Raw genomic sequence first — 25,966 nt, forward strand, 5'->3', positions numbered from 1 at the left:
CCTCTTAGCGCTGATGGTAGTGTGGGGTTACCCATGTGAGAGTAAGTCATCGCCAGCTTTTAAATCTAAAACACCCCGGTCTCTAACGAGAACGGGGTGTTTTTTTATGTGCGCTGTTTAGTGGCATAATGAAATAGAAATGTTTGGAAGAAAATATAAAAGCTCTATTCTTCAAAATAGAGCTTCAGGTAAAAGCGTTATTTAAGTTGTCTTCGGGCATGTTTTAATGCTGTTCTTAAGCCTTCTTCCAAAGTTGGATGATAAAAAGGTTTTGCTAATACTTCATCAATTGTTAGTTCTTCGGAAATGATCCAAGAGAGTAAGTGAGTCATATGTTCAGCAGATTCAACAAAAAGTTCAGCACCTAAGAGTTTTCTGCTTTGCTGATCTACATAAACTTCAGCAGCACCTTTATTTTTACCTAAAACCAATGCACGACCTTGCTTTTCATAAGAAGCAAAACCTGTAATAAAATCTATGTTTGATTTTGATAGTGAGGCAAAGCTTTGACCAGCAATTCCCATTTCAGGACTACAGAACACGATACCTAAAGGTGATAGGTTATTTAAGTTGTATACATTGGGGAAATTTAAACAACTTGAAATGACATTTCTTCCTTCATTCGCAGCCTCATGTTGTAAAGGTGTTTGAGTGAAAGCATCACCAATAATAAATATTGGAAAATCAGCCAATTGTTTAGTGTTGTAATGAACCGGTAATTGTTTTAAATCTGAGAATGCCTGATCAATATTTTCGAGGGATAAGGTTGATAAGTTTGTAGCACGACCAGTCGCATTTAAAATATAGTCAACCTGTATGGATTTAGACTCATTATTTTCGATAAATGATATTTCAACACCATTTTCAAGATCTTGAATTGAATCAGGTAAAACTTCAAATTTTATATTAAGTTCTTTGGATAATTCCGTTTGTGCAATTTCTTGTAAATTAGGGCTACTCAATACCCCTACTTTTTTGCTTCTTGCAAAAATAGTCGTATTTACGCCTAAGCGATGCATTGCTTGAGCCATTTCAATTGCAATCACACCACTACCGATTACGGCAATAGATTTAGGCAAAGTCTCAAGTTCAAATACTTCATCCGATGTGATCAGTTTATTGCCTATTTTATTTTTCCAATCCTGGTTATAAGTCGGTGTTGAGCCTACAGCAAGAATAAATGATTTAGATTGATAATGTTTTCCATCGACCTCAACCGTATTTGCATTTACAAATTTAGCTTCGCCATCAATTTTATGTGCAGTTTCCCAACTTTCTACATCTTTAAGCGTCGCACGAGCAAAGCGGTCACGTAAATTTCTGACATGTTGCATAACTTGACGTGTATCGATCTCTGCTTTTACCTCTAAAGCGACTTCTTTAGCATTTTGAATGTCATACATTCGATTTGCAGTTGAAATGAGAACTTTACTTGGCATACAGCCAACACGGACACAGGTTGTATCCCATGGACCTTTATTGATAATCAGTATGTTAGATGTATATTTGATTGCTTCTTTATATGCACTAATACCTGCTGTACCTGCGCCGATGATGATGATGTCGTACATATCTTCTCCTCATTTAATTATATTACAAGAAATATTAATTAAAGATTTAATAGCAATTTATAAAAAATATTCATATAAAGAGTGTCGTCAAATTATATTTTTTCAATATATCACAAGTATTAGATTGAAAAGTTTTGTAGATTTGAGTACATTTCGTGTAAAAGCCATAAAAGTATTTTTAGGGCAAAACTTATACTAAATACAATGGATGAAATTATGATTTACTTAACAAAATTTAAAGAATTAGGGGTTAAAGCAACAGTTCTGGCGTCCTCGTTAGCTTTAGTGGCGTGTGGCGGCGGTGGAGGTGGTGGATATTATGGGGATGATAAGAATAATGGTGGAACAGGTACAGAAAATGGTGGTAATGGTTCAACCACGGATACTAAAAAAGTTGTAGAAAGTTTGGGGCTTTCGCTACAAGATGCTGAAGCTAAACCAATTGATGTTGCTTATGACAATTCTAAAGTATTAATTTCAGTTCAAGCCTTGAACAGTGATAAAGGTGGTGTTGCTGCTAAACTGGTAAATTTATCGATTACAGATAGTGAAAAATTAGGTGTAACAAGTAAGAGTTCTCAAGTAACGACTGGTGATGATGGTGTTGCGGTATTTGAATTAAATATTCCTACACTGAATGCGAATTCTGGAAAAGTACAGCTGACTGCAACTGTAGATGGAACAACAATTAAACAGGTTTATACCCTTAATATTAAAAAAACAAGCACGATTCAAAGTGAATATAATCTTAAAATCCAACAGGGAGTTGTGCTTAATTTACCAAAAGGTTCAGCTTCTATTACTGCCCAAGTCACAGATAAAAATGGTGGTGTAAAAGCGAATCAATCTGTATCTTTAGCTTTACCTGCTGAAATGCAAGGTAAATTTTCGATTACAAATGGTTCTACCTTAAAAACAGATGAGCTAGGCAAAGCAACCTTTAATATTACTGCGAATAGTGATTTAACGGCAGCTGACATTGCTCAACTTGTATTAACCTCGTCAAGTTTAGATTTTAAATTAGTGGATGAGTTTAAAGCTGAGAGCCAAGCAAAAGCATCAGTTACTTTTAAAGATGTTTCTCAAATTGTTCAAAAATTAGAAATAGTTACTCAAGATAGCCCTATCGTTGCACAAGGTGGAACGACGCAAGTTACTGTTGTTGCAAAAAATAGTGATGGTAATCTTTTAACCAATAAAAAAGTAAAATTATCTTTTACAGATAGTAGTGCTGTATATGGTGTCACGATTGATCAGGCAGAAGTGACAACTGATGCGAAAGGCTATGCAGTATTTACCCTTAAATCTGCATCATCGTATCCGATTGCCTTATCTCAACAAGGAATTAACTTAAAAGCGACTTATAGTGACTCCGCAGATATTTTTGCAACAGCAACAGTTAAAGTGACAACTGCTGATACTGGAGCATCAAACCAGCAGGCACTTCAACGTCTTGAAATTGCATCTTCGTATCAGATTAATGCAAAAAATGATTCGATTACCATTACTGTTAAAGGAATTAATAATAAAGGTGAAGCCGCGACTCAAGGTAAGGTCAAACTGAGCCTAAATGCTGAAGCGAATTCTAATGGTGTTACTTTTGATGGAAGTGCAGAACAGGAATTTAAAACAGGTTATGTCACTTACACCTTAAAAACCAATGCTAAAACGCCGGCAGCTGTTGAAGCTTTAGTTGCGGCAGGTATTACTGCAACATTTACCACCGATAATAATGTAACAAACAGCATTAAGATTACAGTAGAAGATGAAGCGAAGTCAGAGGAAGCATTAAGTTATCTTGCAATAGACCCGATTAATGTGGCCTATGATTACACTAAGGATCAAACCATTGTAGTCAAAGTGAAAGCTACAGGTGTAAAAGGTAGTGCATTAAAAGGAGAGACTGTTAATTTAGGATTTTCAAAGGCATATTCAGTTTCAGAGTTGCAAAGCCTAGGATTAAGTCTATCCAGTTCTGCGGATGCACTTACGGATGCAACAGGTTATGCAACCTTTACCTATCAGTATAAAGCAAGTGGAAGTCCAACCCAAAAAGCATTAGTTGAGAATGGTTTAGGCCTCATTGCTAAACCAACCAATGGAGTTGGCGCGGCAAGTACAGTCAATCTCAATTTCAAAGCACCAACAGCTCAAGGTGAAATTGATTTAGATCACTTGAATATTGATATGTTGGGTAGCCTCATTTTAACCGCAAATAACGAACAAACCTTCGATGTAACCGTTAATGCGTTGGGTACAGATGGTAAGGCGCTGCCGAATCAAAAAGTGTCTATCGGGCTAAATGATGCGGCGACAAGTAATGGAGCGAGCCTCGCTACGGCGGCAACACTTACAACGAATGACCAAGGTCAAGCAACGTTTAAGATTAAGGTGAAAGCCAATAATATAAGTGAGTTGGCAAACTTAGTTGCAAATGGCCTTACCGTGGCTGTAAAAGGAGTACGTACCGATGGCTCTGCTTATACCGTTACACGTAAAGTTGAGATCTCTCAACCTGTGGTTATCATTCCAGATTTGGCTGCGTTAAGTCTGAGCTATGATGTTCAAACCGTTTCTGTATTGGGTGGAGAAGTCCGTGTTAAAGTAATTGCTAAAGATGAGAATGGAACAATTATTCCAAATACATCTGTCGCGATTGCATTATCAAGTTTAGCGGGTTCTCGAGTTTCATTGTCAGACTCCAATTTAACAACAAATAGTAAGGGTGAAGCTGAATTTACCATTAGAGTTGCTGAAGGTGCTTATGATGCGAGCTTAATCAAGAATGGCATCACGTTTGCTGTCGTGGGTACAAATCGTAATAATGGTGATCGTATTCAGCAGACGGGTTCGATTCAGGTTGCTATCCCTCAAGATTCTGTAAACTTGCGTTTAACTGCTGATAAAAAAGAATTAGAGTTTGGCAAAAGTTATCAAGTTCAAGTTGCAGTTAAAGATGAATTAGGTGCTAATACAGGCTATCCTGTAAATTTAGCTTTAAATAAAGAAGCTTATGATGCAGGAATTCGTTTAAGTAATGATTCGCTAGTCACAGCAGCAAATGGTCAAACACAGATTACGATTACGATTCCAAAAGATATTCCAAGTGCTGCTAAACAAGCATTAATTGATTTAGGTTCTAAAGCAATTCAAATCAAAGGTACGATTAAAAATCCGAAGGGTGTTGATGTTGTATCTACCTTAGAATTTAGTGTTTTTGAGGCAGTGAATCCAAATCATTTAACTATAGATTCTTCTAAGGCAAGTTTAAGTGTTGCTGGTGATAAAACAATTGTTAAAGTGCAATTGCTTGATAACAATGGTCTTCCTGTTAGAGATGAAGATGTAACCTTAGCGGCGAATAATTCTGCGACATTGATTATTGGAACACCAGGAGATGGACACCCAACAAATACAAGTAAACCACAGACTGTAAAAACTGACTCAAATGGTAATGCTTTCTTCTCTGTGGAAGTGGATGGTAATACTGCTGATGGAGACTTGTTATTGGCAAGTGGTATTGAACTCACAGCAAGTAATACCAATACAAATGGTGCCTTAACAACACAGATTTATCGTTTAACGGCATTTAAACCTTCACCAACAGCACCTCAACCTGCGCGTTATAATTTACGAATCGAGTCGAATAAAGCAACACTAAATGTGCGTAATGATCTAGCAAATGTTACGGTGACTTTAGTCGATCAAAATGGTGGTGGTGTTGCGAATAAATATGTCAACTTGAATATCAAAGATTTTGTTCGAAATGGGGTACTTATTGTTGGTGCATCTGGTTTAACAACCGACCAAAATGGACAAGCAGTATTTAAAGTTAAGGTTGATGAAAGTGCACGTAATGCGACATATACTGCAGCAGCATTTGATGCTGATGATTTAAATTTAACAGCGACATTCAGTGAAGCTGGGTATTTAGACGCAACTCAAATTTCACGTATTGATGTTGTGCAGTCAGTTGTGCAGAATCCAGTTGCATCAATTGTTATCGGTGTTAATCCTACAGAAACGGGATCTTCAAATGACGGTGTGTACTACACGAAAAATTTATCAGTAAGTGTTGTCGATTTTGATGGTAAGCCGTTAGCGAATCAAAAAGTGGAAATGGATATTAATCCAACTAATTATGTTAAAGGTCGTTACATTTGGGCGTTAGCACCTGTGCCTGGCTCTGATCCAGTATTAAAATGGGTTGGACCTGGTAGTGGTTATTATAACTTGAACAATCCAAATATTTATTTAAGTAATGGTATTCCAATGAACAATAATGGAACGCCAGCAGATACGACTGATGACTTTCCTGCATTAACAACAATCAATTCAGCACATAGTTGTGCTGTAACCGCGCCATATAGTGCAATTACCAATAATGAAGTAAACAGCATTCCCGTTAAAGTACCAACATTCTTAGGACAAGGGGCTACGGCAACGTATACAACGGATGCTGAAGGGAAATTTGATTTTGTGATTCGTTATCCGAAGATTTATGCTCAATGGCTTAATGTACAAATTGGCGCATCATCACAAGTTGCGACATTACCATTTAGAACGACATATAATTTAGGGCTGGCTTCAGTTGCATCTGATTACAGTACTGATGGGACATTCGGACCAAATTTAAACAGTCCTTATGGTATCAATACGACTACATGCCCATAATTTTTATTGATAAAAAACAGCGCTTCGGCGCTGTTTTTTTATTTAATAGATGTTCCCATACTTACCCCAACCGTAGGTTTTACATTCATTGAACTACATGCAGATAAAATTAGGCATGAGATCAAGATAAGGCCAATGAACTTCATAGAAATATCCAAATTTTAAGTTGTTGTTATTCTAATCCCAATGATAAGACAGCGTGTGTAGTAAAATTATTGTCTTTCATTGATTGAGTTAAAATTTTTATTCAATTTCATTGTTGATATTGGATTCTATAATCTGAGGTGTTTAAAAGCCTAACGTTTTAAGCTTTTAAACTGTGTATATAAATAACTGCTTAGACGATGTTATGGCGTTGTAAATTGCAAAACACGATTCCCATATTGATCAACTAACTTTAACGTTTTGTCATAGACTTGATAACCTTTCACCTTATTGAGTGCTTCAGTATAGTCAGCCGCGAGTTTCATAGTGTCCTGACAATACATCCGAGTAGAGCCGAGTTGCCCTAAGGTTAAGTGCTGTCCTTTGATGGCGTATGCACCCATAATACGATTACAACCATCTGCACCACTTACCCGTAAATCTGAACCAAATTGAATACTTGGTACGTTGTGAGCATTTGGTGTTGCTTTATATTCTGTTGCACCAATATGCGTGAGTGTCCAATTTTTGTTTTGCAACAAACTTAAATTTTGGCTTTGTTGATCAGCACTTGGTGTAGATGCACATCCAGAAAATAAGAGCGTTGCTGTGATGAATGTGGTTGCGAGTATGGATTTAAACATGCGTATTCTCCTAATTTTTAATGATTATATAAACAAAATTGAGTTAAACCATAAAGACGAGCTGACTAAAGCTATACATTATTGAGCATGTTCATCAGGTAAACCAAAACGAATCACTTTAGAAAAGTTATCGCTATTTTGATATTTAAACTGAGCATATTCAGCCGTTCTTGGATTGATATGTGCTTTTTTATACCATTCTTTGATTGACCATTGATGATTTAATGCACCCAAATCATAAAGATAATTGGGTAAATAACCTGAAGCCAATAAACGATAATCTGTTGGTAATTTTTCAGGGGAAATTGCCTGAACCATATCAAAAACCAAAGTTGTACAGTTACTGGTTAGGGTGTTGTACCACTTTGGATGTTCTGCCAAAGCGGAAGATTTCAAAAGATACTCTTCAAACAATGCTTTGGTTTCTGCTTTTGGTAGTTGAATCGGGAAAAAATAAACCTGCTCACCTCGAATATTACTCCGTGTATAAACAATATCTTTTTCATCTGCAGCGATTAGACTTAGCTCAAACTGTCTAAAAAAACCACCAATTGCAGAAAAGTTTTCATTTTTTTCTTTTCGAATTTCAATGGAAAAAACGAGTGGGCGCTGATTTAAAAAATCAAAGCTAACCAAGGTATGGGCAATTTGTGGTCCCATCCAATAAGAGGTGATGATATTGACGCCTGTAATCTCATCTAAGTTGTAGCTTCTGGTTTCCCAGCGTTCGTCATATTGATCAGGGGAGTGCCAATTAAAGTTACGGACATTATGAATCGTGACAAGATGACCTTGCTGCTCGTAAGTAAAAATTCTGGAAACTTCAGGACTCCATTGACGATCTTGTTGCGCAGGAATATTAAAGTACCAGACTAAGCTGACAATAAAGGCGATGATATAGATCAAACTGTCAGTTTTTCGGCTAAATATATTTTTAGTAAAATAGATTCCAAGAATACTCAGTGCAAAAATAATCCAAATAGGGATGATGATATAACTGAAAATCTTTCCTAAGGGGTGTTGAATCCAAATTGCGAAACAAAACCACAGGCTGCTCAATACGACAAATAAGCTAAACAAGGAATGGATTATCCCCATTCCAAGTGTATGCAGTATTGATCTTGCTTTTAAGCTATCCATAAGCCACTATTTTTATTCATAAAGTTCAGTGCTATTTTCGGTATGTTGCAAACTCAAAAGCAATAGCTGTTTTGTCATCAACATGTGACTCGCTCGCAACTTTTTTAAATTCCGCTGGAATTTCTGGATAATACGCATCACCTTGTACATCGAGTTCAATGTGGGTGAGCTCTAAACGATCAGCAATGTGCATGGTTTGTTTAAAAATTTCACCACCACCAATGATAAAGATACTGGCAGGTTTTTCTGAGACCAATACATCAGGAATCGCTTGCTCCAAAGCAGCATCTATACTATGGGCCGTTTTAACCCCAGCAAAACTCCAATCCTGATCACGGGTAATCACCCAATTGACACGTTTAGGTAATGCACGTCCCATCGATTCAAGCGTTTTACGTCCCATCACCACAACACCACCTTGGGTGATTTCTTTGAAGTGCTTAAGGTCTGCTGAAATATGCCATGGAAGATCGTTCGCTTTACCAATGCAGCGTTGTTGATCCATTGCAACGACATGCACAATTTCAAAGTTTTTAAATGTCATAATGAATTCGCTTATTATCCATTGGAAAATTTTCCCTCCTATTGCAAGGAGGGAATAAGGAAAGACTGAATTAAAATATTTAAACAGCTACAGGTGCTTTAATTGCAGGATGTGACTCATAACCTGTAATTTCAATATCTTCAAATTTAAAGTCAAAAATATCCTTAATTTCAGGATTTAACTTGAGTTGGCACAGTGGTAAGGGCTCACGTGTTAACTGAAGTTTTGCTTGTTCAAAATGGTTAACATATAAATGTGTATCACCGCCAGTCCAGACAAAATCACCTACGCCTAAACCACAAACTTGAGCAACCATATGAGTCAGTAGAGCATAGCTGGCAATATTAAATGGCACCCCTAAGAAAACATCTGCACTACGTTGATAAAGTTGGCAAGACAACTTTCCATCCTGAACAAAAAATTGGAATAAAGTGTGGCATGGCGGTAAGGCAACTTTACCTGCTTCATTTGGATTCCAGCCAGACACAATCAAACGACGTGAGTTTGGATTGGTCTTGATTTCATTGACCAACCAACTGATTTGGTCAAAACCATCATTTTCAAACAAACCATTATCTTTTTGCGTAGCGCCAAAGTTACGCCATTGATGACCATAGACTGGGCCCAACTCCCCTTCAGGGCGTCCAAAACGGGCAGTCTGCTCAGCGGTAGACCATTCATCCCAAATCGAAACTTTATTGTCTTTAAGATATTGAACGTTGGTGTCGCCTTTTAGGAACCACAGCAATTCAATCACAATTGAGCGGAAATGAACCTTTTTAGTGGTTAGTAGCGGAAACCCTTTTGACAAGTCAAAACGCATTTGATGACCAAATACAGAACGAGTACCTGTACCAGTACGATCACCTTTGTCACCGCCATCGTCTAGGATATGTTGTAGAAGGTCTAAATACGCTTTCATATAGTGTCCAATTTGGGGCGTCCATACGACATAAATGACAGATTATGTCGCATGATTACCCATTCGTAATGTTTCTGAATAGCTTCAGAGTTTATACTAATCTGAGTTTCTTTTTAAGCTAGATTATTTTCTGTTTTGCATCCATCTAACAGCTAAAACTAAGAGTATTTGAAAATGAGTATAAATTTGAATGAGCTCCCAGCATGTTTACAGCCATATAAAACGCAAATTATTGCGACAAAAAAAGACAGTATAGAAATATCATTAGTGCCGACTGAAGATTTACAGATTTGGCAAAGCAAAGTGGGTGGAAATCCCTATTTACCTGTAGAGACGCAATATCCGCAGAGCGCGGAGGGTGATGACCTACAATTATTGGCGCAGATCAATTTTGCAGAAGTGCCAGAAAATCAACATTATCCAAAGTCTGGAATTTTACAGTTTTTTATCAATCCGCATGATGATTTATATGGTCTCAATTTTGATGATCAAAAAAAGCAAGATGGCTTTCGGGTGGTTTTTTATGACAAGATTGAGCAAGATCTTGCACTTTTACAAAGCGATTTTCCAAGTTTTGTTGAGGACGATATTTATAGTCCTATCGCAGGACAGTCTGCGATTCAGTTTGAGAAGGCTGAAAGCTATATTGATATGAATAATTTTGATTTTGCTCAAAAAGTCACAGACCCTTATGAAAAAGATAATGAAGAAGAGTTTTGTGATGAGTACAGTGAAGTTTTTTCCGCAAGCGGTCATCGTTTAGGTGGATATCCATTTTTTACTCAATCTGATCCGCGTGAATACAATGAATCTATTCAAGATTATATTTTACTGTTGCAGATCGATACAGGTGAAGCTGAAGGTATTGAGATCATGTGGGGCGACTCAGGTGTAGGGAACTTCTTTATTCATCCGGATGATCTTGAAAAAAGAGATTTCTCTAAAGTGGTGTATAACTGGGATTGTTATTAAGCACCGACGGCATAATTTCTAAAAAGCTGATGTTGATAACATCAGCTTTTTATTGAAAAAATCTTTCTTTGGCATACGATTTTGCTGAATTCATAAAACAAAAGTGTGACTGAATTGACAGTTTAATGTGTTGATTAGATTAAGAAAATATTTTAATGATACGGCCGAGTAAACCTCTATTGATTAATTTTTAAACAAACAAACCCAAGTGATGAATTGTGTAATGTCAGCAGTTTCAGTAGCTTGAGGCGTTACAAATGAGATTTATTAACACTTACATATTTTTTTACATGTTTTAATTCTACATTTTAAGAATTGCTGATTACTATTCATGGCTTGTGAAAAGTTGTTATTGATTTAAACAAGGTAGTTTGAATCAATTCAAAAGGGCAGTTTGAGGACAATGCATGATTTACGACCACAATGTTAATATGAATGAATACGTGAATCCCACGGTTCATATTCAGATTCGATCGGAAAATCAAAATAATAATTTTCGACCAGATGAATACTTAAAAAATAAAGCATTTGAAACTTTTAAAAATCAAACTGAAGCATTTAAGAAAGAAAGCTTAATCGATATTAGTAAATTTACTGAAAAACTTGTCAGTATGTCACGTAGTACTACTGCACATCGTTGTGCAAGATATGTGCGTATAGCGCTTGAATCAGCTGGTGCACGTTTTTCTGATCATCCAGTTGCGGCTTCAGATTGGGGTTCGACTTTAACTGAGATTGGTTATAAGCAAATCCGTCCTGACTTTGATAATCCTCAAGAAGGTGATATTTATATCATCAACAGTACCAGTCGCCATCGTTATGGCCATATTGCTGGATTTACAGGTTCTCAATGGGTTTCTGACTTTAGACAGCGTAGTTACGATGTGTATAAAGACCCAAATGTAACCTATGAGTATTATCGTTTAGCTGCTTAGTTTCACAGTCAAAATCATTTAATCTATTACGGATTAAAAGATAAAAAAGGAAGCTTTTGGAATGAAAGGCTTCCTTTTTTATTGCAATGCTTTTTTTTACAACATCTTTAGTCAAAACGTTTTGCGCGATTTTGATAAATTGACATGATAAATAGACCTAAAGCAGCAAAGCCAAGGGCTTGAATTGATGTCAATATTTTATGTTGTGCAGGTAAAAAAGCCATTAAAAGCATAAGTGCAAGAAAAGGGTAGATGGAAAATAAAATTTTGAAACCTTGAGTATAGACATTATTTTTAGAGATTCTTAGCCCGAGCATTCTTAATAAATGTGTAGAGATTCCAATCGCTAAACACATCACGGTAAACGTTGGACTTAACTTCTCAATCGTGGTGCAATAATAAATTATTGCGCAGGTTAAGATTGAAATGACGACTTTAATTTCACGACTACAGCGCGCTGAATACCAAAAATCTAACATTATTTAGAGACTTGTTCAGACGAATTTTGATTGAGTAGGGATAGTGGTGAAAAAATACAAACTGCTAGAGCCATAAAACCAATACCTTGAGCGCCTGGGATCAAAATTTCACCATTGTTCATATTTTTAAAAACCAATGCCAAAACTAAAGCCAGTGGAATCCAGGTCAATAAACGATAAAGAAATCCTGTGGGGTTTTGGGCTGCAAAATGAACTTTACAGTAACGACAAATCAGAAAAATAATACCTGTACCTGCAAAAAGTAAAATATTATCAAGGGTTAAAGGCTGGTACCAATAGAGTCCAATAGTGACCAGTACCAATAAAATAAGAAAAATGAGCTTCTTTGCAACCGAGACTTTAGGATCAAACCAAAATTCAAGCATAGTGATTTCGTTTAAATTGGATAATGATAATTTAGCATAAAAAAGGTGAAGCTTAGCTTCACCTTTTTCAACTTAGCTCATAAGGCTTAATTATTTTTTTGTGGACCCCAGTCAAAAATTTTCTTTTGGTAAGCATACCAAATTAACCATAATCCAATCAGAATCATTGGGAATGAGAGGATTTGACCTTTGGTCATCCAACCAAACAAAATATAACCTTGATCCGCATCAGGTTCACGGAAGAATTCCATAAAGAATCGAGCACAGCCATAACCCATTAGAAAGATTGCAGATACGGCATAACGTGGGCGTGGTTTAGCACTATAGAACCATAGAATAAGGAACAGCAGCAGTCCTTCACACAGCGCTTGATAGAGCTGAGATGGATGACGAACCAAATGTAGTGGATCTGTCGGGAAGATCATACCTAGCGCAAAGTTAGGGTCAGAAACTTGACGACCATATAATTCACCACCTATGAAGTTACCAATTCGACCAAACATCAAGCCCGTCGGTACACAGGGTGCAATGAAATCTAGTGTTTCAAACCAAGTTTTCTTGTATTTATGGCACCACAAAAGCATGGCGATCATTACACCAAGGAAGCCTCCGTGGAAACTCATACCACCAGTCCAAACTTTAAATAGCCAGATAGGATCTGCTAAAAATTTGCTAAACTCGTAAAATAAAACATAGCCTACACGACCACCGAGTACAACTCCAAGTGCACCAAAGAATACCAGATCTGAAACCATTTCAGAGTTCCAGTCAGCACGTTGTTTAGCGCGATAAGTAGCAAGTCCCCAAGCACATAAAAATGCCAAGAGATACATCAGCCCATACCAATGGACGTTGAGTGGACCCAGTGATATTGCAATTGGGTCAATATTCGGGTAGGTGAGCATTCCTAATCCTTGATTTTCTATTTTGCACAGATTTTAGCTGAAACATATTAAAAATGTTGTACATTCAATGTGTAAACTTCATGGAATGTATTTTATGTGTATTGTGGCATTGGCTTGGCAAGTTTTGGATGATTTACCTGTTTGTTTAATTTCAAATCGTGACGAATTCTACCATCGTCCAAGCACTCAATTACAATCATGGGCGAACAGTCCGATTATTGCAGGGCAAGATTTGCAATCAGGCGGAACATGGATGGGGGTTACACCACAGGGACGTTGGGCAGTGATTACCAATTATCGTGATGGTGCTGATAAACAAACTTATCCCACTACGCGTGGCTATTTGATTCAAGCCTTTTTAGCGTCAGATCAAACACCAATTCGTTTTGCACAAGCATTGGAAAAGCAGCAAAGAGATTATGCGGGTTTTAACTTATTTGTGGGTGATCGACAGCAAGCTGTTTATATGAGTAATCGCGGTGAAGCGCCACAAGTGTTATCCCAAGGTGTATTTGTCGTTTCAAATGGCTTGATGTCAGATGATTGGGAAAAAACCAAGCATTTACGTAAACGCTTTACCCAAGAATTTTTACCCATGTTGCAAGTCCCTTCTATCTCTGAGCAAGATCTACAATTCGCTGTTTGGGATATTTTAGAAGATGAACGAAAAATTATTCCTGATTTACTGCCCAATACTGGAATTAATCCTGAGATGGAAGCTTTATTGTCTTCAACATTTATTCAAAGCCCAATTTATGGCACACGCTGTTCCAACTTTTTAAGAATAAGCAGTACTCAGATTGATTGGGTTGAAAAAACGCAACAAGGTGAACATATGGGGGAGTTAGTCGAGATTCAGCGTGCTATCGAAAAATAAAAAGCCATAGCAACTTTTATCACTATGGCTTTAAAAAAATAAATTTAATTAACCCGCAATTACACCGCCATCTTTACGAGTAATGACGACCGTTGCCGAGCGTGGGCGAGCAGTCTTGTTGCTTGGATCTTTTTGTGATGCAGGCCAGTTACTTGATGGTTTATCAAAGCTAGGTGAGTCTTCACCTGGATGTTGAACATTGATAAAAATGGCTTTGTAGTCGGGTGTCATGGTGACACCCGTGATTTCACATTGTTTTGGACCTGTTAGGAAGCGACGCAGGTTTTCATCAGTGACTTGTTTACCCACAATCGTTTCTTGCCCAGCAGATGTTATTGCTTTTGCACCATCACCGACTTTACCAGGGAGTGCAGCAAGCATCATACAGTTGGTGGTATCTGTATAAGCACCATCATCCGTTTGAATCCAAAGTACACCACGTGGGTCGAACCACATACCATCTGGTGAAGATAAATCATTATTATCATTTAACCCAGACAAGTTGATGTTACTGGCCATTTTTGCTTCAGCACCAAAGAGGTAGATGTCCCAAGTAAAGCTTTCAGCTGTAGTTTTATTATCTTTTTCATGGAAACGGATAATGTGACCATTTACATTGCCTTTACCACCTTCTGGGTCGCTATAGTTTCGTGGATTTGCGGCATCTAATGCATGTGCTGTACCACGGTTCGAGTTATTGGTTAGTGTGACATAGACTTCACCATTCTCTGGGTTCACCGCAACCCATTCTGGACGATCCATTTTAGTGGCTTTGACTGAATCACCGGCTAAACGTGCAAAAGTAGTGACATCGGCTTGAGACTTGAAAGGATAGACGGTATTGCTATCATTTAAACCGTTTTTACCATACGCCAATTCAATCCATTTACCTGTACCATCATTATTGAACTGCGCAACATATAGCTTGCCACTGTTCATATATTTATCGCCAGCGCGATAGCCACCATTTACATCTTTTGCATCCCACTTCGCATCAGATACAAATTTGTAGATATATTCGCCACGTGAGTCATCGCCCATATAGAAGGCTAGATTTTCTCCTTCGATTAAACGGCTTGAGCGACAGTCTTCATGCGCAAAGCGACCTAAAGATGTTCGTTTAACGGGGTTTGAACGACTATCGAACGGATCGATTTCAACAATCCAACCAAAGGTATTTGCGCCGTTTCGATAATCTTTGTCTGCGGAGTCAGCAGTAATTGAAGAGTTCCAGCGGTCATATAAATCTTGGCTTTCGATTGCCCCAATCGCGGTTTCCCAGCCATAACGTGAGCTGGCACCATCTTTTAAACCATAGCGATTCAGTGCGATGATCTCAGCCGCACTACGTTTTGCATCATCACCTTTATTACGCACAAAGTATCCAATAAAGTTTTCTTCTGTGGTGAGGTAAGTTCCCCAAGGGGTATAACCATTACCACAGTTATTATGTGTGCCGCGTGTTTGCTTTGCTGAGCTTGAGTATTTGGTTTTCACCAAGTCTGAACCTGCAACTGTGCCTGCAAAGTCCATGACCGTTGACGCTGTAATACGGCGATTAAATGGAGAGCTTTTAACAATCTCTACTTTTTGTGTAGTTGCATCTTTCTTTAATTCAATGACGGAAACACCATGCGCATTGACTTCACGAATCACTTCATCTTCTGGGCGACGACCATTTACTTTTGTTGCACCTTTAGGATGTAAGAAGGTTTGATTAATGTATTCATGATTCATGACCAGTAAGCCACGGTTTGACGCTTTAGCATCATATTTAGAGCTATTGGAATTTAAGCCAAAATAGCTCATACCATCATGACAATCGCCTGAACGCGCTGTAAAGCTGACCCCTGAAGGAACATTGTTATCATCCCAGTCAGGGATCGTTTGCATTAATGGATCACCTAAAGCATAAAGCACATTTGCTTCATAACCAGCAGGAACAGTGACTATGTCATTAAGGTTTTTTGCAACAGGGTTAAAGGTGAATTTTTCTGGTTTTTTGACGATCGTTGTTGGGGTTGAGTTATTGTCATCGTCGTCATTACAGCCGACTAGGCTCGATGCTAAAGCGAGAGCAGCTGCACCACTTGCTGTTTTTGTAATTAAACTACGACGAGAAATCCGTTGTTCTAAAATGTCACGGAAATGTGTGTTATTCGAAGTATTGTTATCTAACTCTTGATTTTCATGATATGGCGTGAGGTCTGTCATACGATTCCCTTTGGCTTTAAGTCTTGATTAAATGTGATTTTGATTCAGCTTAAAAACATACAGAACAAATGTGTAAGATCTCTTACTCTTATATTTAATATTGGTTAAATTTAATCTTATTTTAAGAAAGTAATAGGATTGTCATATTTATATTTAGACCATTACTCCGTTGTTCAATTTCTATAAGAATGTAGGTTATGACTGATTAAGCATGATATCTGCTTAGTGAATTGAATAAACTGGATTAACTTTCAATTGTTTTAAAAAATAGAGATTTTTAACAAAGAGCTCTTAATAATAGGCTTCTTTTATAAACGCTATCAAAAGCATAGATCAGCATAAAATCGCTCTCATCCTATCCGTCTCACGAGGGGAGAAGGAACTTTCGATCGCAATATAATTCACTCAACATGATCATTTTTCGACTTGTGAAATAGATCTAATGTATTTGAATAAAAGGGCAGAAGATTAAGCAATAGACTTGTTTTAATAATTGTTTCTAAAAAAGAATTTAACAATCTTAAAATAAAAATGACCTCAAAAGAAGTCATTTAAATATTAAAAAGTTTTTTATTTTGATAGTTAAGCATCTACAGTTTTACGTTTTTCAATCACTTTACCCAGCAATAAACCCAGCTCAAATAGCATCCACATTGGAATTGCGAGCATGATCATCGAAATTGCATCTGGTGGGGTAATAAACATAGATACGAAGAAACATCCCACCACGATAAAGCGGCGCTTTTCAGCCAATGTTTTAGTGGTGACGAAGCCAACTAAAATTAACACTAAAGTAATGATTGGGATTTCAAAGGTCACACCAAAGACCAAAAATAATTTTAGACAGAAGCTTAAATAACTATTGATATCGGTCATTGGCGCGACGGTTTCTGGTGAAACACTGATAAAGAAATGCAGGATGGATGGCAATGCAATAAAGTAAGCAAAAGCGATCCCTGAATAAAACAGCACAATACTGCCAAACAACAATGGAAATGCTAGATTTTTTTCTTTTTCGTATAATGCAGGTTTAATAAACGCCCAAAGTTGATAGATGATAAAGGGCATCGCCAACATCAGTGCAATAAAGAAGTTTAACTTAAACGGCGCCATGAAGGTTGCTGTAACATCAGTTGCAATCATGGTTGAGGTTGCAGGTAATTGTTTTCTGAGTGGTTCTGATAACGCAATATAGGTCTTATTGGCAAATGGCAATAAACAAAAAAATATAGCGATGAGCGCGCCAACAATTTTAAATAAATGCTTACGTAACACCATCAGGTGTTGAGTAATCGGCATCGCATCTAAAGGCGGCGTCTCGGTAGATGAGGCATCATGTACTTGTGGTGCTAATGAGTCGCTCATACAGCCACCTTCAATTGCGGTACTTCTTTAACAAGAACAATTTGTGGTCGAGTTACAGTACAGTTTTGTTTATCTAACCAAGTCTTTGACATATAAATAGCGGGAACCGTAATATCAAGTTTATGATAAGTCGTGTGAATTTTATTATTGTCTGTTATTGCGAGATGACTTTCTTGTTCTACAGCAATTTTTTGTTGCTGTAACTCCTGCATCTGAGCCTGCATTTTTTGTTCAAGTTCTTGAATTTTTTGCATCTCTTGTTGCATTTGTTCTCTAAATTCAGAAAGACGTAATTCACGGTCGATGTCATTTTGGACACTACTAATTGCACGTTTAAATTTGCTATACCATTTGGCAGCAAAACGCGCAGCTTCAGGAAGTTTATCTGGTCCCAATACCAACAGAGCAATGATCCCAAACACTAACAGTTCTGAAAATCCAACATCTAACATGATCTACGCCTCACCGATTAGTGTTTTACTGTAGAGTTCACATCAGTATTGCTTGTTTGATGTTCTAGGGTACGCGTTTCAGTCAGTGAAGCAGTTGTTGCCTCTTCTTCTTTAATTGATTTCTTAAAATCTTTGACGGCACCACCAACATCTTTACCTAAGTTTTTCAGCTTTGATGTACCAAATAGTAGAATCACAACAATTGCAAAAATAAGTACATGCCAAATCGATAATCCAGCCATAGTTTTAACTCCTATTTAATAACAGCTATAACAACAGTTATCCATGACAAAAAAGTGACACTAATATTTCAATTTAAAGACAGACAATATTTATAAATTATTTTGATATGTTAAACATCATCTGTATTTGGAAAATGCTAGTATGTTCATGATTTGAGAATAAGGTGTTGTATTGTGGCTTTGTTATTTCCAGTTTTATCATTTATCTGTGGGCTGATACTGGCAAATAGCAAATTTTCAGTAAACTTAAAATCATTCATGTCTTTGCTACTGGCTCGCTTATTTATCCCGATTGTGATTATTTACAATATGGTATTTTATAAATCGGGTAGTATTGCTTTAATCTTATTTGCTTTTTTCTCATGCTTTACGCTTTTCTTTATTTATCTCACGCTGTCTAAAGATCGTTTAGCTTCATTGTGTTTTAGCTATACCAATATGGCATGGCTCGGCTTTCCGATTGCTTTGGCTATATTTGGCCCAGACAATAGTATGCTGATGATACCGCTCTATATCGGGGTTTCAATTTTTGGAAACTCTTGGGCGGTGACTTCGGTAAGTTCAGCCCCGCAATCCAAACAATTGCTTATCAAAAAAGTACTGCAATCGCCACCTGTGATTGCCTTGATCATTGCCGGGCTTTTACGTTGTTTTGATGTGCAACAGTTTCAGGCAAATGATTGGATTAATTGGATTTATACTCTGGCTAAATGGAGTATGAGTTTTACCGGGATGTGTGTATTGGGGATGTGGTTAAGAAAAACTAAAGTCCATATCGAGGATTTACTGTCCAGTACTAAGCTTGCAATATTAAAGTTAGTTTGTGGTGTTGTATTGTGCAGTCTGGCTTATTTCTTTTTACCAGTTCCACAGATCCATCAATATATTGGGGTGATGTTTTTACTGTTTTGTTTACCGCCAGCTGCCAATATTGTCGCATTGGAAACCCACTATCAAGGCACTGGGGTTTCAGCAAAATATATTGCTTCGGGAACGATAGTCAGTTGTGTGGTATGCATCCTATATAGTGTGTTGATTCATTTTTTATAGTTTTATCGGTTGATTGGTTTATTTTGCTTCGTTTTAGATAAGTTTTAGCGATATCCATCATATTCCTCCTTTGCTCAAAGGCGAGGAGGAATCTAACAAAATCGTATGATTTTAAACGGCTGGTTTTAACTGCTTATTTCAAGCTTGCTTTAAACAATTGCATCGCCTGACCACGATGGCTAATTTTGTTCTTTTCTGCTTTACTCATTTCTGCGCTTGAAATATTTAGCTCGGGTAACCAGAACAGTGGGTCATAACCGAAGCCATTTTCACCTCGAGCTTGCTCTAGTACTTCACCTTGCCAGATCCCTTGGAAAATTTGTGGTAAAGGGTCATCTGCATGTTCAACCAATGCCAATACACACACGAACATTGCTTCAATCGCTTGATCGTCTTGGCGTAAAGGCTTAAGGTTTTCCAGCAATTTTGTATTATTGGCTGCATCATCGCCATGTTCACCTGCATAACGTGCAGAGTAAATTCCAGGTGCTCCACCTAATACGGGAACGCAAATCCCAGAATCATCAGCAATCGCAGGTTTACCTGAAATACGGCTCGCATGACGTGCTTTGATAATTGCATTTTCAATAAAGCTTAAGCCATCTTCAATCGCGTCTTCGATATTCAGTTGACCTTGAGGAATCACTTCAACGGGTAAAGCCAATTCAGCAAACAATTTTTCAAATTCAGCAATTTTGCCTTTGTTATTGCTTGCGAGTACCAGTGTTCCTTGTGATAACCAATCTTTTGATGACATGATGCAGACTCAAAATTTAAAATTGAGTTATTTTAACTTAATCTGTGTCATAAAATGCGGCTAAATTCTCTCGTCCTTTACGCTTTACTGGATATGTTTTGCTTTTGCGCTAATGCGTTTATCTAACTGTTGTTTTAAATCGAGAACATCCTCATTTTTCATAAAACCTAGTCCAACATTGAGTTTCTGTTTGCTGTTATCTTTCATGATAAAAAGTAAATAGTATTGTCGATCAAGTAAGGTTTTTTTGAGCTCAACTTCATAGATCTCTGGTATTTTAATGTGTTTTTTAATGATCACTCTACCTTTAAAATCAATGCTTCTAATCATGTCTTGGGAGAGGGTTAAAATAGGACGTTGATTGCTAAATATCTGAATAGCTTTATTACTGAAAAAATAAGCAATGAGACCCAATGGCGTAACAAGAAATAGCGAAAAGAGACTTTTTAAGCCATTCTTCCATTCAAATATTTCCAAGATTAAAAGCACGGTCGCAGCCCAAAAGGGGCAGGCCAAAATTCCAGCAAAAATCGCCAAAGGAATTATTTGTTTGCGTGAAGCATAATATTTTTTCTTTTGCATATTTTTCCATACATAGAAGAACTCGATTTACTTCTCAAATGCACAAGTGGTGCCTTGGTGGAAAATCATTTGCCATATACCGTGATCATTCATAACCCAAATTGAACTGCGTAAAGCCACATTGTATTGAGCTTGAGTTGCCACATTGATTTGATGGCTTTGATAGGTCAGTAAAACGCTATGATCAGATAACGACTGAACTTGAAAATCCTGTGCTTGAATGATGTTGGTATCTGTATCGTTTAAAAGTGCTTCAATCATTTGGGCTTTATGCACAACCCACCCTGATTTGGTAATTTCTTTAAAATCTGGATGTAACCGTTGATCAAGTATTTGAAAGTTTTGACGATCACGATGATGCAACCCGCATTCATATTGAATTAATTGTTTGAATAGGTCTTGCATTGTCAACAATCCCAGTTGAAATACTTAAATGGATAGCAGTAAAAAAAGCACCCGAAGGTGCTTTTATGATCGATGAAAATCAAATTATTGAGCTTGAATCCATTGATCTGCACGTTGTGTTGCAGTACGAATTTGGTCTTGAGTTAAGTTAGCAGCCAAAGCAGTTTTTTTGGTTTGCGACATGTTAATCACTTTATTGTCTAACATACCATCACGTGTAGAAAGCTCATACCACTGATAAGCGCCCATGTAGTTTTTCTTTTGCTCTTCCATCACCGCAAGATTAAAGCTTGCACGGTTATCGCCGTGGCTTGCTGCTTTTTCAAAGTATTGACGCGCAGATGTTTCGCTTTTAGAAACGCCTAAACCATCAGCATACATACGACCAACATTCAACTGAGCCGCAGAAATACCTTGGTCAGCCGCAGCTTTAAACCATGTAAATGCTTGTTTAAGGTCTTTAGATACACCGCCAGTACCAGCCTGGAAATGTGTTGCTAAATAAAATTGTGCAGCAGGTTGACCAGCTTTGGCTGCTTTTTGCAAATCTGTCACATTCATATGTGCATATTGTGCTGCCATTGCTGATACAGATTGTTGTTGCTGCGGTACATAGTCCGCATGGGCTTGAATACTCACTAGCCCAAAAAATAACGTACTGCCTAATAATAATTTCTTCATAGAGCGCTCACTCGATAAATAGCGACTTCGCCGAACAAATTCGGTATGGCTTTACTTAAAAAGCTACCTTGTTGGTTCCCATTTACAGCGAGTCGATCAATAATTTGAATCTGATTTTCAGCACATAATGCTTCAAAATCACGAAAGGTGCATAAGTGGATATTAGGTGTATTGTACCACATATACGGTAAGGCATCAGAAACAGGCATCTTGCCTTTCAGTGCAAGGAAAGACCGTGTTTTCCAATACGCAAAGTTAGGAAACGTAATAATTGCTTGTTTCCCCACACGCACCATATCGCGCAGAAGCACATCAGGTGCATCTACAGCTTGCAAAGCTTGTGCCATAACCACATAGTCAAAAGACTGGTCGGCAAAGCGTCCCAAACCGAGGTTTAAGTCTTGTTGTATAATATTTAACCCTTTGCTGACGGCAATTGCAATCTTTTCTTGATCGATTTCTAGCCCATAAGCGTGAATTTGCTGTTTTTTGCTCATTTGTGACAATAATTCGCCATCACCACAACCTAAATCGAGCACACTCGCACCAGCATTGATCCATTTTTCTGCAAGCTGTTGGTCAATACGCATTACAAAGCCTCCTTAGGTGTTGAATTAAGGTGTTCAATACCACCTAAAAATGCACGTAAGGATTTGACGTACAAGGGGATAGGGAATAGGAATGAGTCATGGCCCTGCTCAGCATCGATATCCAAATAACTCACAGGTTTTTGATTGGTAATCAAGGCGTTGACAATCTCTTGCGAGCGTTCTGGGCTAAAACGCCAGTCTGTTGTAAATGACACTACTAAAAAGCGACATTTGGTATTTGATAGGGCTTTAGTGAGTGACTGTTCATATTCACGTGATGGATCGAAATAATCCAAGGCTTTGGTCATGATCAGATAAGTATTGGCATCAAAGTTTCGACTGAATTGTTCGCCTTGATAACGCAGATAGCTTTCAACTTGGAACTCAACATCGAAACCATACATAAACTTGCCTGATTTTAAATCACGACCAAATTTTTGTTTCATGGCTTCTTCAGAAAGATAGGTAATATGACCCACCATACGTGCCAAAATTAAGCCACGTTTTGGATAACTATCGAGTTCTAAATAACGGCCATTGTGAAAATCTGGATCAGACAAAATAGACTGACGTGCTACTTCGTTAAATGCAATATTTTGTGCGGAAAGCTTTGGTGCACTGGCAATGATGACACATTTTTGTAAACGGTCAGGATAGTCCACAGACCATTGTAAAGCCTGCATGCCACCTAAAGAACCACCAATGATTGAATACCAAACATCTATCCCTAAGCGGTCAGAGAGTAGGGCTTGGGTTTTAACCCAATCACGTACTGTCACTAATGGAAAGTCAGGACCATAAGGGCGATTTTCATTTTCAGGGTTAGGTGAAGTGGGTCCCGTTGAGCCACTACAACCTCCAATATTGTTGAGTGCGACCACGAAAAACTTCGAAGTATCAATGGCTTTACCTGGCCCAATACATGCATCCCACCAGCCTGTTTTTTTATCGTCTTCGTGGTGATAGCCAGCCGCATGATGATGTCCTGAAAGTGCATGGCAAATCAAAATTCCATTTGATTTATCTGCATTGAGCTCACCATAGGTTTCCACCATGATTTCATAGCGTGGCAATACTCGACCACACTCAAGCTCTAACGGTTCTTCAAATTCAAACTTTTGTGGAGTAACGAGCCCCACTGAATCAGCTGGAAAAGACACTGGAAATGTTCACCTTAAAGTTTTAGAAGGTCGATAAATTACGAATATTAGAGATATCTAAGACATCTATATAGCTAATAAATTAATGATATTCCATGGTTTTCACAATAGTGTTTTATCATTAAAGTTCACTTTCAGAATGAGTGATGATGTCTAGAGCGATAGTGAGTCGAAATGGAATGTCTTCACTTCACTGGCTTTAACTTATTTTCCATTTTGGAAAATGAAATGCAAAGCTTTGCAACAGAACGATCTTATGAATCACTACAGAACTTACTCGCTACTCATTCACAGCTGTCTGATCTCAAACAATCATGGATGAAATTTCCACGTATTTTTTATCTTTGAGAGGCATAAAGCTATTCGAGAAAGTCACTTGCTAATATCCATGAATGAAAGAAAGGATACCACTAGGGGGCATCCTTTCTAAAGTCTTTTAATTGATATGGCTTATACAGCAGCTGCGATGACTTGTTCAGTACTTAAAACACCTTGGTCAATCAAACGATTGGTTGCGGCAATGATTGCTTCAATTGAAGAGGTGACGATATTATCATGTACACCAGCGCCGAATGCAGATTTACCTGTGCCTTGGACTTGAAGTTCGATCAATGCCAACGCTTTTGCATGTGCGCCTGAACTGATACTGCGTTCTTCGTAGTTTAAGACATCAATTGGTAATTGAAGTGCATTTAAAATCGCAGAAATTGGACCATTCCCTTCACCACGTAAGTGCTGAGTTTCACCATTGATGACCACATCAAGTTCAATCACTTGACTACCATTTTCATCTGACAATCTATAGTTTTTTGCTGAATAATGTGCATCTTTTGCAGCAACGTAGGTATCTTTAAACAAGGTCCAAATTTGTTGAGCTGAAACTTCAACGCCTTCTTCATCTGCAACTTGCTGAACAATTTGTGAGAATTCAATCTGTAAGCGACGAGGTAAAACCACGTTATAGTTAGATTCTAGCAAGTAAGCAATACCGCCTTTACCCGACTGTGAGTTGACACGAATCACCGCATCATAATCACGACCTAAATCTTTAGGGTCGATTGGTAAGTAAGGCATATCCCAAATTTCTTCATCTTTTTGGAACTCAAAGCCTTTTTTAATTGCATCTTGGTGAGAACCCGAGAATGCAGTAAAGACTAAATCACCTGCATATGGATGACGCGGATGTACAGGCAAACCAGTACATTCTTCTATTGTGGCAATAATCTCGTTAATGTTTGAGAAATCTAACTCACATGCCACACCTTGTGTGTACATGTTTAATGCAATTGCAGCCACGTCAACGTTGCCAGTACGTTCACCATTCCCAAATACACAACCTTCAACACGATCAGCACCAGCCATGATCGCTAACTCAGATGCTGCAATACCACAACCACGGTCATTGTGACAATGCACTGAAATAATCACACCATCACGACGTTTCAAATTACGATGCATCCATTCGATTTGGTCGGCATAGACATGCGGACCTGAAACCTCAACAGTTGCAGGTAAATTTAAAATAACTTTATTGTCAGGCGATGCTTCCCAAATTTCAGTCACAGCATCACAAATATCTTTAGCAACCTCTAATTCTGTTGCTGTAAAACATTCTGGGCTGTACTGGAAAATAAATTCAGTTTCAGGCTGTTTGGTTGCATATTCTTTTACTTTGCTTGCCGCATTCATTGCCAATTGCTTTGCACCATTGACATCAACATTCAATACTTTTTTACGGAAAGTGGGTGAGTTTGAGTTATAGATATGCACAATGGCGCGTTTCGCACCTTGTAAGGCTTCAAAGGTGCGTGCAATTAAATGATCACGGGCTTGCACCAAGACTTCGATATAAACGTCATCTGGAATATGACCTTCTTCAATCAACTTACGGGTGAAATCAAAATCAATTTGTGAAGCTGAAGGAAAGCCAATTTCAATATGTTTAAAGCCAATTTTGACCAACATTTCAAACATTTTGAATTTTTGTTCGATGTTCATTGGTTCGAAAATCGCTTGGTTACCATCACGAAGGTCGGTACTCATCCAAATTGGCGCTTTATTGATTTCGTTATTTGGCCATTGACGGTCAGGCAAGTCTACACGTTGGTACATGCGACGATATTTTTTACTTGGATCAGCCAACATCATGAGGGAACTCCTTGTGTAGTTGTTGTTGCTCGTCTCTTGGATAAAGGCAACTTACTACAAATATAGATTGTGTCTATCTGTTCAATTTACAAGTGTTTTTATGATGAAAACAGTTATAAATTTTCAT

The 25,966-nt window shown here is 37.8% G+C and carries 24 protein-coding genes; 5 read left to right on the plus strand and 19 right to left on the minus strand.

The annotated features are described in order from the left end of the window. Positions 1-197: 197 nt before the first annotated feature. Positions 198-1,571 (minus strand): dihydrolipoyl dehydrogenase, encoded by a 1,374-nt coding sequence (locus tag WFN33_RS18725; RefSeq protein ID WP_336954539.1) that lies wholly within the window; start codon positions 1,569-1,571, stop codon positions 198-200. Positions 1,572-1,787: 216 nt separating this feature from the next. Between WFN33_RS18725 and WFN33_RS18730 the strand changes: the two genes are divergently transcribed. Next, on the plus strand, positions 1,788-6,245 hold the full coding sequence (locus WFN33_RS18730; protein ID WP_336954540.1) for a hypothetical protein: 4,458 nt from the start codon (positions 1,788-1,790) through the stop codon (positions 6,243-6,245). A 347-nt stretch (positions 6,246-6,592) separates the two neighbouring features. Here WFN33_RS18730 and WFN33_RS18735 read toward each other — a convergent pair whose 3' ends face one another. The 4 genes from WFN33_RS18735 to thyA form a co-directional block, all read right to left on the minus strand. Next, complete coding sequence (locus WFN33_RS18735) at positions 6,593-7,033, minus strand: META domain-containing protein (RefSeq protein ID WP_234622392.1); 441 nt, start codon at positions 7,031-7,033, stop codon at positions 6,593-6,595. A 78-nt stretch (positions 7,034-7,111) separates the two neighbouring features. After that, positions 7,112-8,173: an Lnb N-terminal periplasmic domain-containing protein gene (locus WFN33_RS18740; protein WP_336954541.1), complete on the minus strand. Its 1,062-nt coding sequence runs from the start codon at positions 8,171-8,173 to the stop codon at positions 7,112-7,114. A gap of 31 nt (positions 8,174-8,204) precedes the next feature. Beyond that, positions 8,205-8,717, minus strand: a complete 513-nt coding sequence (locus tag WFN33_RS18745; protein WP_336954542.1) for a dihydrofolate reductase — start codon at positions 8,715-8,717, stop codon at positions 8,205-8,207. A 79-nt stretch (positions 8,718-8,796) separates the two neighbouring features. Then, the gene (thyA, locus tag WFN33_RS18750) at positions 8,797-9,639 is read right to left on the minus strand and encodes a thymidylate synthase (RefSeq protein ID WP_151801587.1); all 843 of its coding nucleotides are present in this window, start codon (positions 9,637-9,639) and stop codon (positions 8,797-8,799) included. A 174-nt stretch (positions 9,640-9,813) separates the two neighbouring features. Between thyA and WFN33_RS18755 the strand changes: the two genes are divergently transcribed. Continuing rightward, the gene (locus WFN33_RS18755) at positions 9,814-10,611 is read left to right on the plus strand and encodes a YwqG family protein (RefSeq protein ID WP_336954543.1); all 798 of its coding nucleotides are present in this window, start codon (positions 9,814-9,816) and stop codon (positions 10,609-10,611) included. 407 nt (positions 10,612-11,018) lie between these two features. Continuing rightward, the gene (locus WFN33_RS18760; protein ID WP_004726489.1) at positions 11,019-11,546 is read left to right on the plus strand and encodes a hypothetical protein; all 528 of its coding nucleotides are present in this window, start codon (positions 11,019-11,021) and stop codon (positions 11,544-11,546) included. 107 nt (positions 11,547-11,653) lie between these two features. Here the strand turns inward: WFN33_RS18760 and WFN33_RS18765 are convergent, their stop codons facing one another. The 3 genes from WFN33_RS18765 to lgt form a co-directional block, all read right to left on the minus strand. Then, the gene (locus WFN33_RS18765; RefSeq protein WP_336954544.1) at positions 11,654-12,025 is read right to left on the minus strand and encodes a hypothetical protein; all 372 of its coding nucleotides are present in this window, start codon (positions 12,023-12,025) and stop codon (positions 11,654-11,656) included. Then, entirely contained in the window at positions 12,025-12,411 is a 387-nt protein-coding gene (locus tag WFN33_RS18770; RefSeq protein WP_336954546.1) for a hypothetical protein, read from the minus strand. The genes WFN33_RS18765 and WFN33_RS18770 overlap by 1 nt, the downstream gene beginning before the upstream one ends. A gap of 86 nt (positions 12,412-12,497) precedes the next feature. After that, the gene (gene lgt, locus WFN33_RS18775; protein ID WP_336954547.1) at positions 12,498-13,316 is read right to left on the minus strand and encodes a prolipoprotein diacylglyceryl transferase; all 819 of its coding nucleotides are present in this window, start codon (positions 13,314-13,316) and stop codon (positions 12,498-12,500) included. A 94-nt stretch (positions 13,317-13,410) separates the two neighbouring features. On the opposite strand from lgt, the gene WFN33_RS18780 reads away from it, so the two are divergent. After that, positions 13,411-14,193 (plus strand): NRDE family protein, encoded by a 783-nt coding sequence (locus WFN33_RS18780; RefSeq protein ID WP_336954549.1) that lies wholly within the window; start codon positions 13,411-13,413, stop codon positions 14,191-14,193. Positions 14,194-14,241: 48 nt separating this feature from the next. Here the strand turns inward: WFN33_RS18780 and WFN33_RS18785 are convergent, their stop codons facing one another. The 4 genes from WFN33_RS18785 to tatA all read right to left on the minus strand — a co-directional run bounded on the left by WFN33_RS18785 (position 14,242) and on the right by tatA (position 18,466). Continuing rightward, positions 14,242-16,407 carry a PhoX family protein gene (locus WFN33_RS18785; protein WP_336954550.1) on the minus strand — a complete coding sequence of 722 codons (2,166 nt, stop codon included), beginning with the start codon at positions 16,405-16,407 and terminating at the stop codon, positions 14,242-14,244. Positions 16,408-16,989: 582 nt separating this feature from the next. Then, on the minus strand, positions 16,990-17,772 hold the full coding sequence (gene tatC / locus WFN33_RS18790) for a twin-arginine translocase subunit TatC (protein ID WP_056514073.1): 783 nt from the start codon (positions 17,770-17,772) through the stop codon (positions 16,990-16,992). Continuing rightward, positions 17,769-18,224 (minus strand): Sec-independent protein translocase protein TatB, encoded by a 456-nt coding sequence (tatB, locus tag WFN33_RS18795; RefSeq protein WP_336954551.1) that lies wholly within the window; start codon positions 18,222-18,224, stop codon positions 17,769-17,771. The genes tatC and tatB overlap by 4 nt, the downstream gene beginning before the upstream one ends. 17 nt (positions 18,225-18,241) lie before the next feature. Further along, positions 18,242-18,466: a Sec-independent protein translocase subunit TatA gene (gene tatA / locus WFN33_RS18800; protein ID WP_004726505.1), complete on the minus strand. Its 225-nt coding sequence runs from the start codon at positions 18,464-18,466 to the stop codon at positions 18,242-18,244. 174 nt (positions 18,467-18,640) lie between these two features. On the opposite strand from tatA, the gene WFN33_RS18805 reads away from it, so the two are divergent. Next, positions 18,641-19,516: a permease gene (locus WFN33_RS18805; RefSeq protein WP_336954552.1), complete on the plus strand. Its 876-nt coding sequence runs from the start codon at positions 18,641-18,643 to the stop codon at positions 19,514-19,516. A 133-nt stretch (positions 19,517-19,649) separates the two neighbouring features. Here the strand turns inward: WFN33_RS18805 and rdgB are convergent, their stop codons facing one another. From rdgB to leuA, 7 genes are all read right to left on the minus strand, one after another. Then, positions 19,650-20,273 carry an RdgB/HAM1 family non-canonical purine NTP pyrophosphatase gene (gene rdgB, locus WFN33_RS18810; RefSeq protein ID WP_336954553.1) on the minus strand — a complete coding sequence of 208 codons (624 nt, stop codon included), beginning with the start codon at positions 20,271-20,273 and terminating at the stop codon, positions 19,650-19,652. Between the two features lie 84 nt (positions 20,274-20,357). Further along, the gene (locus WFN33_RS18815; RefSeq protein ID WP_336954554.1) at positions 20,358-20,855 is read right to left on the minus strand and encodes a hypothetical protein; all 498 of its coding nucleotides are present in this window, start codon (positions 20,853-20,855) and stop codon (positions 20,358-20,360) included. 27 nt (positions 20,856-20,882) lie between these two features. Next, positions 20,883-21,260 (minus strand): nuclear transport factor 2 family protein, encoded by a 378-nt coding sequence (locus tag WFN33_RS18820; protein WP_336954555.1) that lies wholly within the window; start codon positions 21,258-21,260, stop codon positions 20,883-20,885. A gap of 84 nt (positions 21,261-21,344) precedes the next feature. Further along, on the minus strand, positions 21,345-21,941 hold the full coding sequence (locus WFN33_RS18825) for a tetratricopeptide repeat protein (RefSeq protein WP_004726515.1): 597 nt from the start codon (positions 21,939-21,941) through the stop codon (positions 21,345-21,347). Continuing rightward, entirely contained in the window at positions 21,938-22,531 is a 594-nt protein-coding gene (gene metW, locus WFN33_RS18830; protein WP_004726517.1) for a methionine biosynthesis protein MetW, read from the minus strand. The genes WFN33_RS18825 and metW overlap by 4 nt, the downstream gene beginning before the upstream one ends. After that, positions 22,531-23,691, minus strand: coding sequence for a homoserine O-succinyltransferase MetX (gene metX, locus WFN33_RS18835; RefSeq protein WP_004726519.1), 1,161 nt, complete (start codon positions 23,689-23,691; stop codon positions 22,531-22,533). Before metX ends, metW begins: the two co-directional genes overlap by 1 nt. 450 nt (positions 23,692-24,141) lie before the next feature. Next, on the minus strand, positions 24,142-25,839 hold the full coding sequence (gene leuA, locus WFN33_RS18840) for a 2-isopropylmalate synthase (RefSeq protein ID WP_336954557.1): 1,698 nt from the start codon (positions 25,837-25,839) through the stop codon (positions 24,142-24,144). Positions 25,840-25,966 lie beyond the last annotated feature (127 nt).

This window comes from Acinetobacter sp. AS167, assembly GCF_037152175.1.
Classification (GTDB): Bacteria; Pseudomonadota; Gammaproteobacteria; order Pseudomonadales; family Moraxellaceae; genus Acinetobacter.

Excerpts from the sequence above, each read along its gene's own strand:
- WFN33_RS18735 (WP_234622392.1), bottom strand. The coding sequence starts at position 7,033 with ATGTTTAAATCCATACTCGCAACCACATTCATCACAGCAACGCTCTTA.
- WFN33_RS18745 (WP_336954542.1), bottom strand. The coding sequence starts at position 8,717 with ATGACATTTAAAAACTTTGAAATTGTGCATGTCGTTGCAATGGATCAA.
- WFN33_RS18815 (WP_336954554.1), bottom strand. The coding sequence starts at position 20,855 with ATGCAAAAGAAAAAATATTATGCTTCACGCAAACAAATAATTCCTTTG.
- WFN33_RS18740 (WP_336954541.1), bottom strand. The coding sequence starts at position 8,173 with ATGGATAGCTTAAAAGCAAGATCAATACTGCATACACTTGGAATGGGG.
- tatC (WP_056514073.1), bottom strand. The coding sequence starts at position 17,772 with ATGAGCGACTCATTAGCACCACAAGTACATGATGCCTCATCTACCGAG.
- WFN33_RS18760 (WP_004726489.1), top strand. The coding sequence starts at position 11,019 with ATGATTTACGACCACAATGTTAATATGAATGAATACGTGAATCCCACG.
- WFN33_RS18765 (WP_336954544.1), bottom strand. The coding sequence starts at position 12,025 with ATGTTAGATTTTTGGTATTCAGCGCGCTGTAGTCGTGAAATTAAAGTC.
- WFN33_RS18755 (WP_336954543.1), top strand. The coding sequence starts at position 9,814 with ATGAGTATAAATTTGAATGAGCTCCCAGCATGTTTACAGCCATATAAA.
- WFN33_RS18730 (WP_336954540.1), top strand. The coding sequence starts at position 1,788 with ATGATTTACTTAACAAAATTTAAAGAATTAGGGGTTAAAGCAACAGTT.
- lgt (WP_336954547.1), bottom strand. The coding sequence starts at position 13,316 with ATGCTCACCTACCCGAATATTGACCCAATTGCAATATCACTGGGTCCA.
- leuA (WP_336954557.1), bottom strand. The coding sequence starts at position 25,839 with ATGATGTTGGCTGATCCAAGTAAAAAATATCGTCGCATGTACCAACGT.
- WFN33_RS18825 (WP_004726515.1), bottom strand. The coding sequence starts at position 21,941 with ATGAAGAAATTATTATTAGGCAGTACGTTATTTTTTGGGCTAGTGAGT.
- WFN33_RS18725 (WP_336954539.1), bottom strand. The coding sequence starts at position 1,571 with ATGTACGACATCATCATCATCGGCGCAGGTACAGCAGGTATTAGTGCA.
- rdgB (WP_336954553.1), bottom strand. The coding sequence starts at position 20,273 with ATGTCATCAAAAGATTGGTTATCACAAGGAACACTGGTACTCGCAAGC.
- metW (WP_004726517.1), bottom strand. The coding sequence starts at position 22,531 with ATGCGTATTGACCAACAGCTTGCAGAAAAATGGATCAATGCTGGTGCG.
- WFN33_RS18820 (WP_336954555.1), bottom strand. The coding sequence starts at position 21,260 with ATGCAAGACCTATTCAAACAATTAATTCAATATGAATGCGGGTTGCAT.
- tatA (WP_004726505.1), bottom strand. The coding sequence starts at position 18,466 with ATGGCTGGATTATCGATTTGGCATGTACTTATTTTTGCAATTGTTGTG.
- WFN33_RS18780 (WP_336954549.1), top strand. The coding sequence starts at position 13,411 with ATGTGTATTGTGGCATTGGCTTGGCAAGTTTTGGATGATTTACCTGTT.
- WFN33_RS18770 (WP_336954546.1), bottom strand. The coding sequence starts at position 12,411 with ATGCTTGAATTTTGGTTTGATCCTAAAGTCTCGGTTGCAAAGAAGCTC.
- WFN33_RS18785 (WP_336954550.1), bottom strand. The coding sequence starts at position 16,407 with ATGACAGACCTCACGCCATATCATGAAAATCAAGAGTTAGATAACAAT.
- thyA (WP_151801587.1), bottom strand. The coding sequence starts at position 9,639 with ATGAAAGCGTATTTAGACCTTCTACAACATATCCTAGACGATGGCGGT.
- tatB (WP_336954551.1), bottom strand. The coding sequence starts at position 18,224 with ATGTTAGATGTTGGATTTTCAGAACTGTTAGTGTTTGGGATCATTGCT.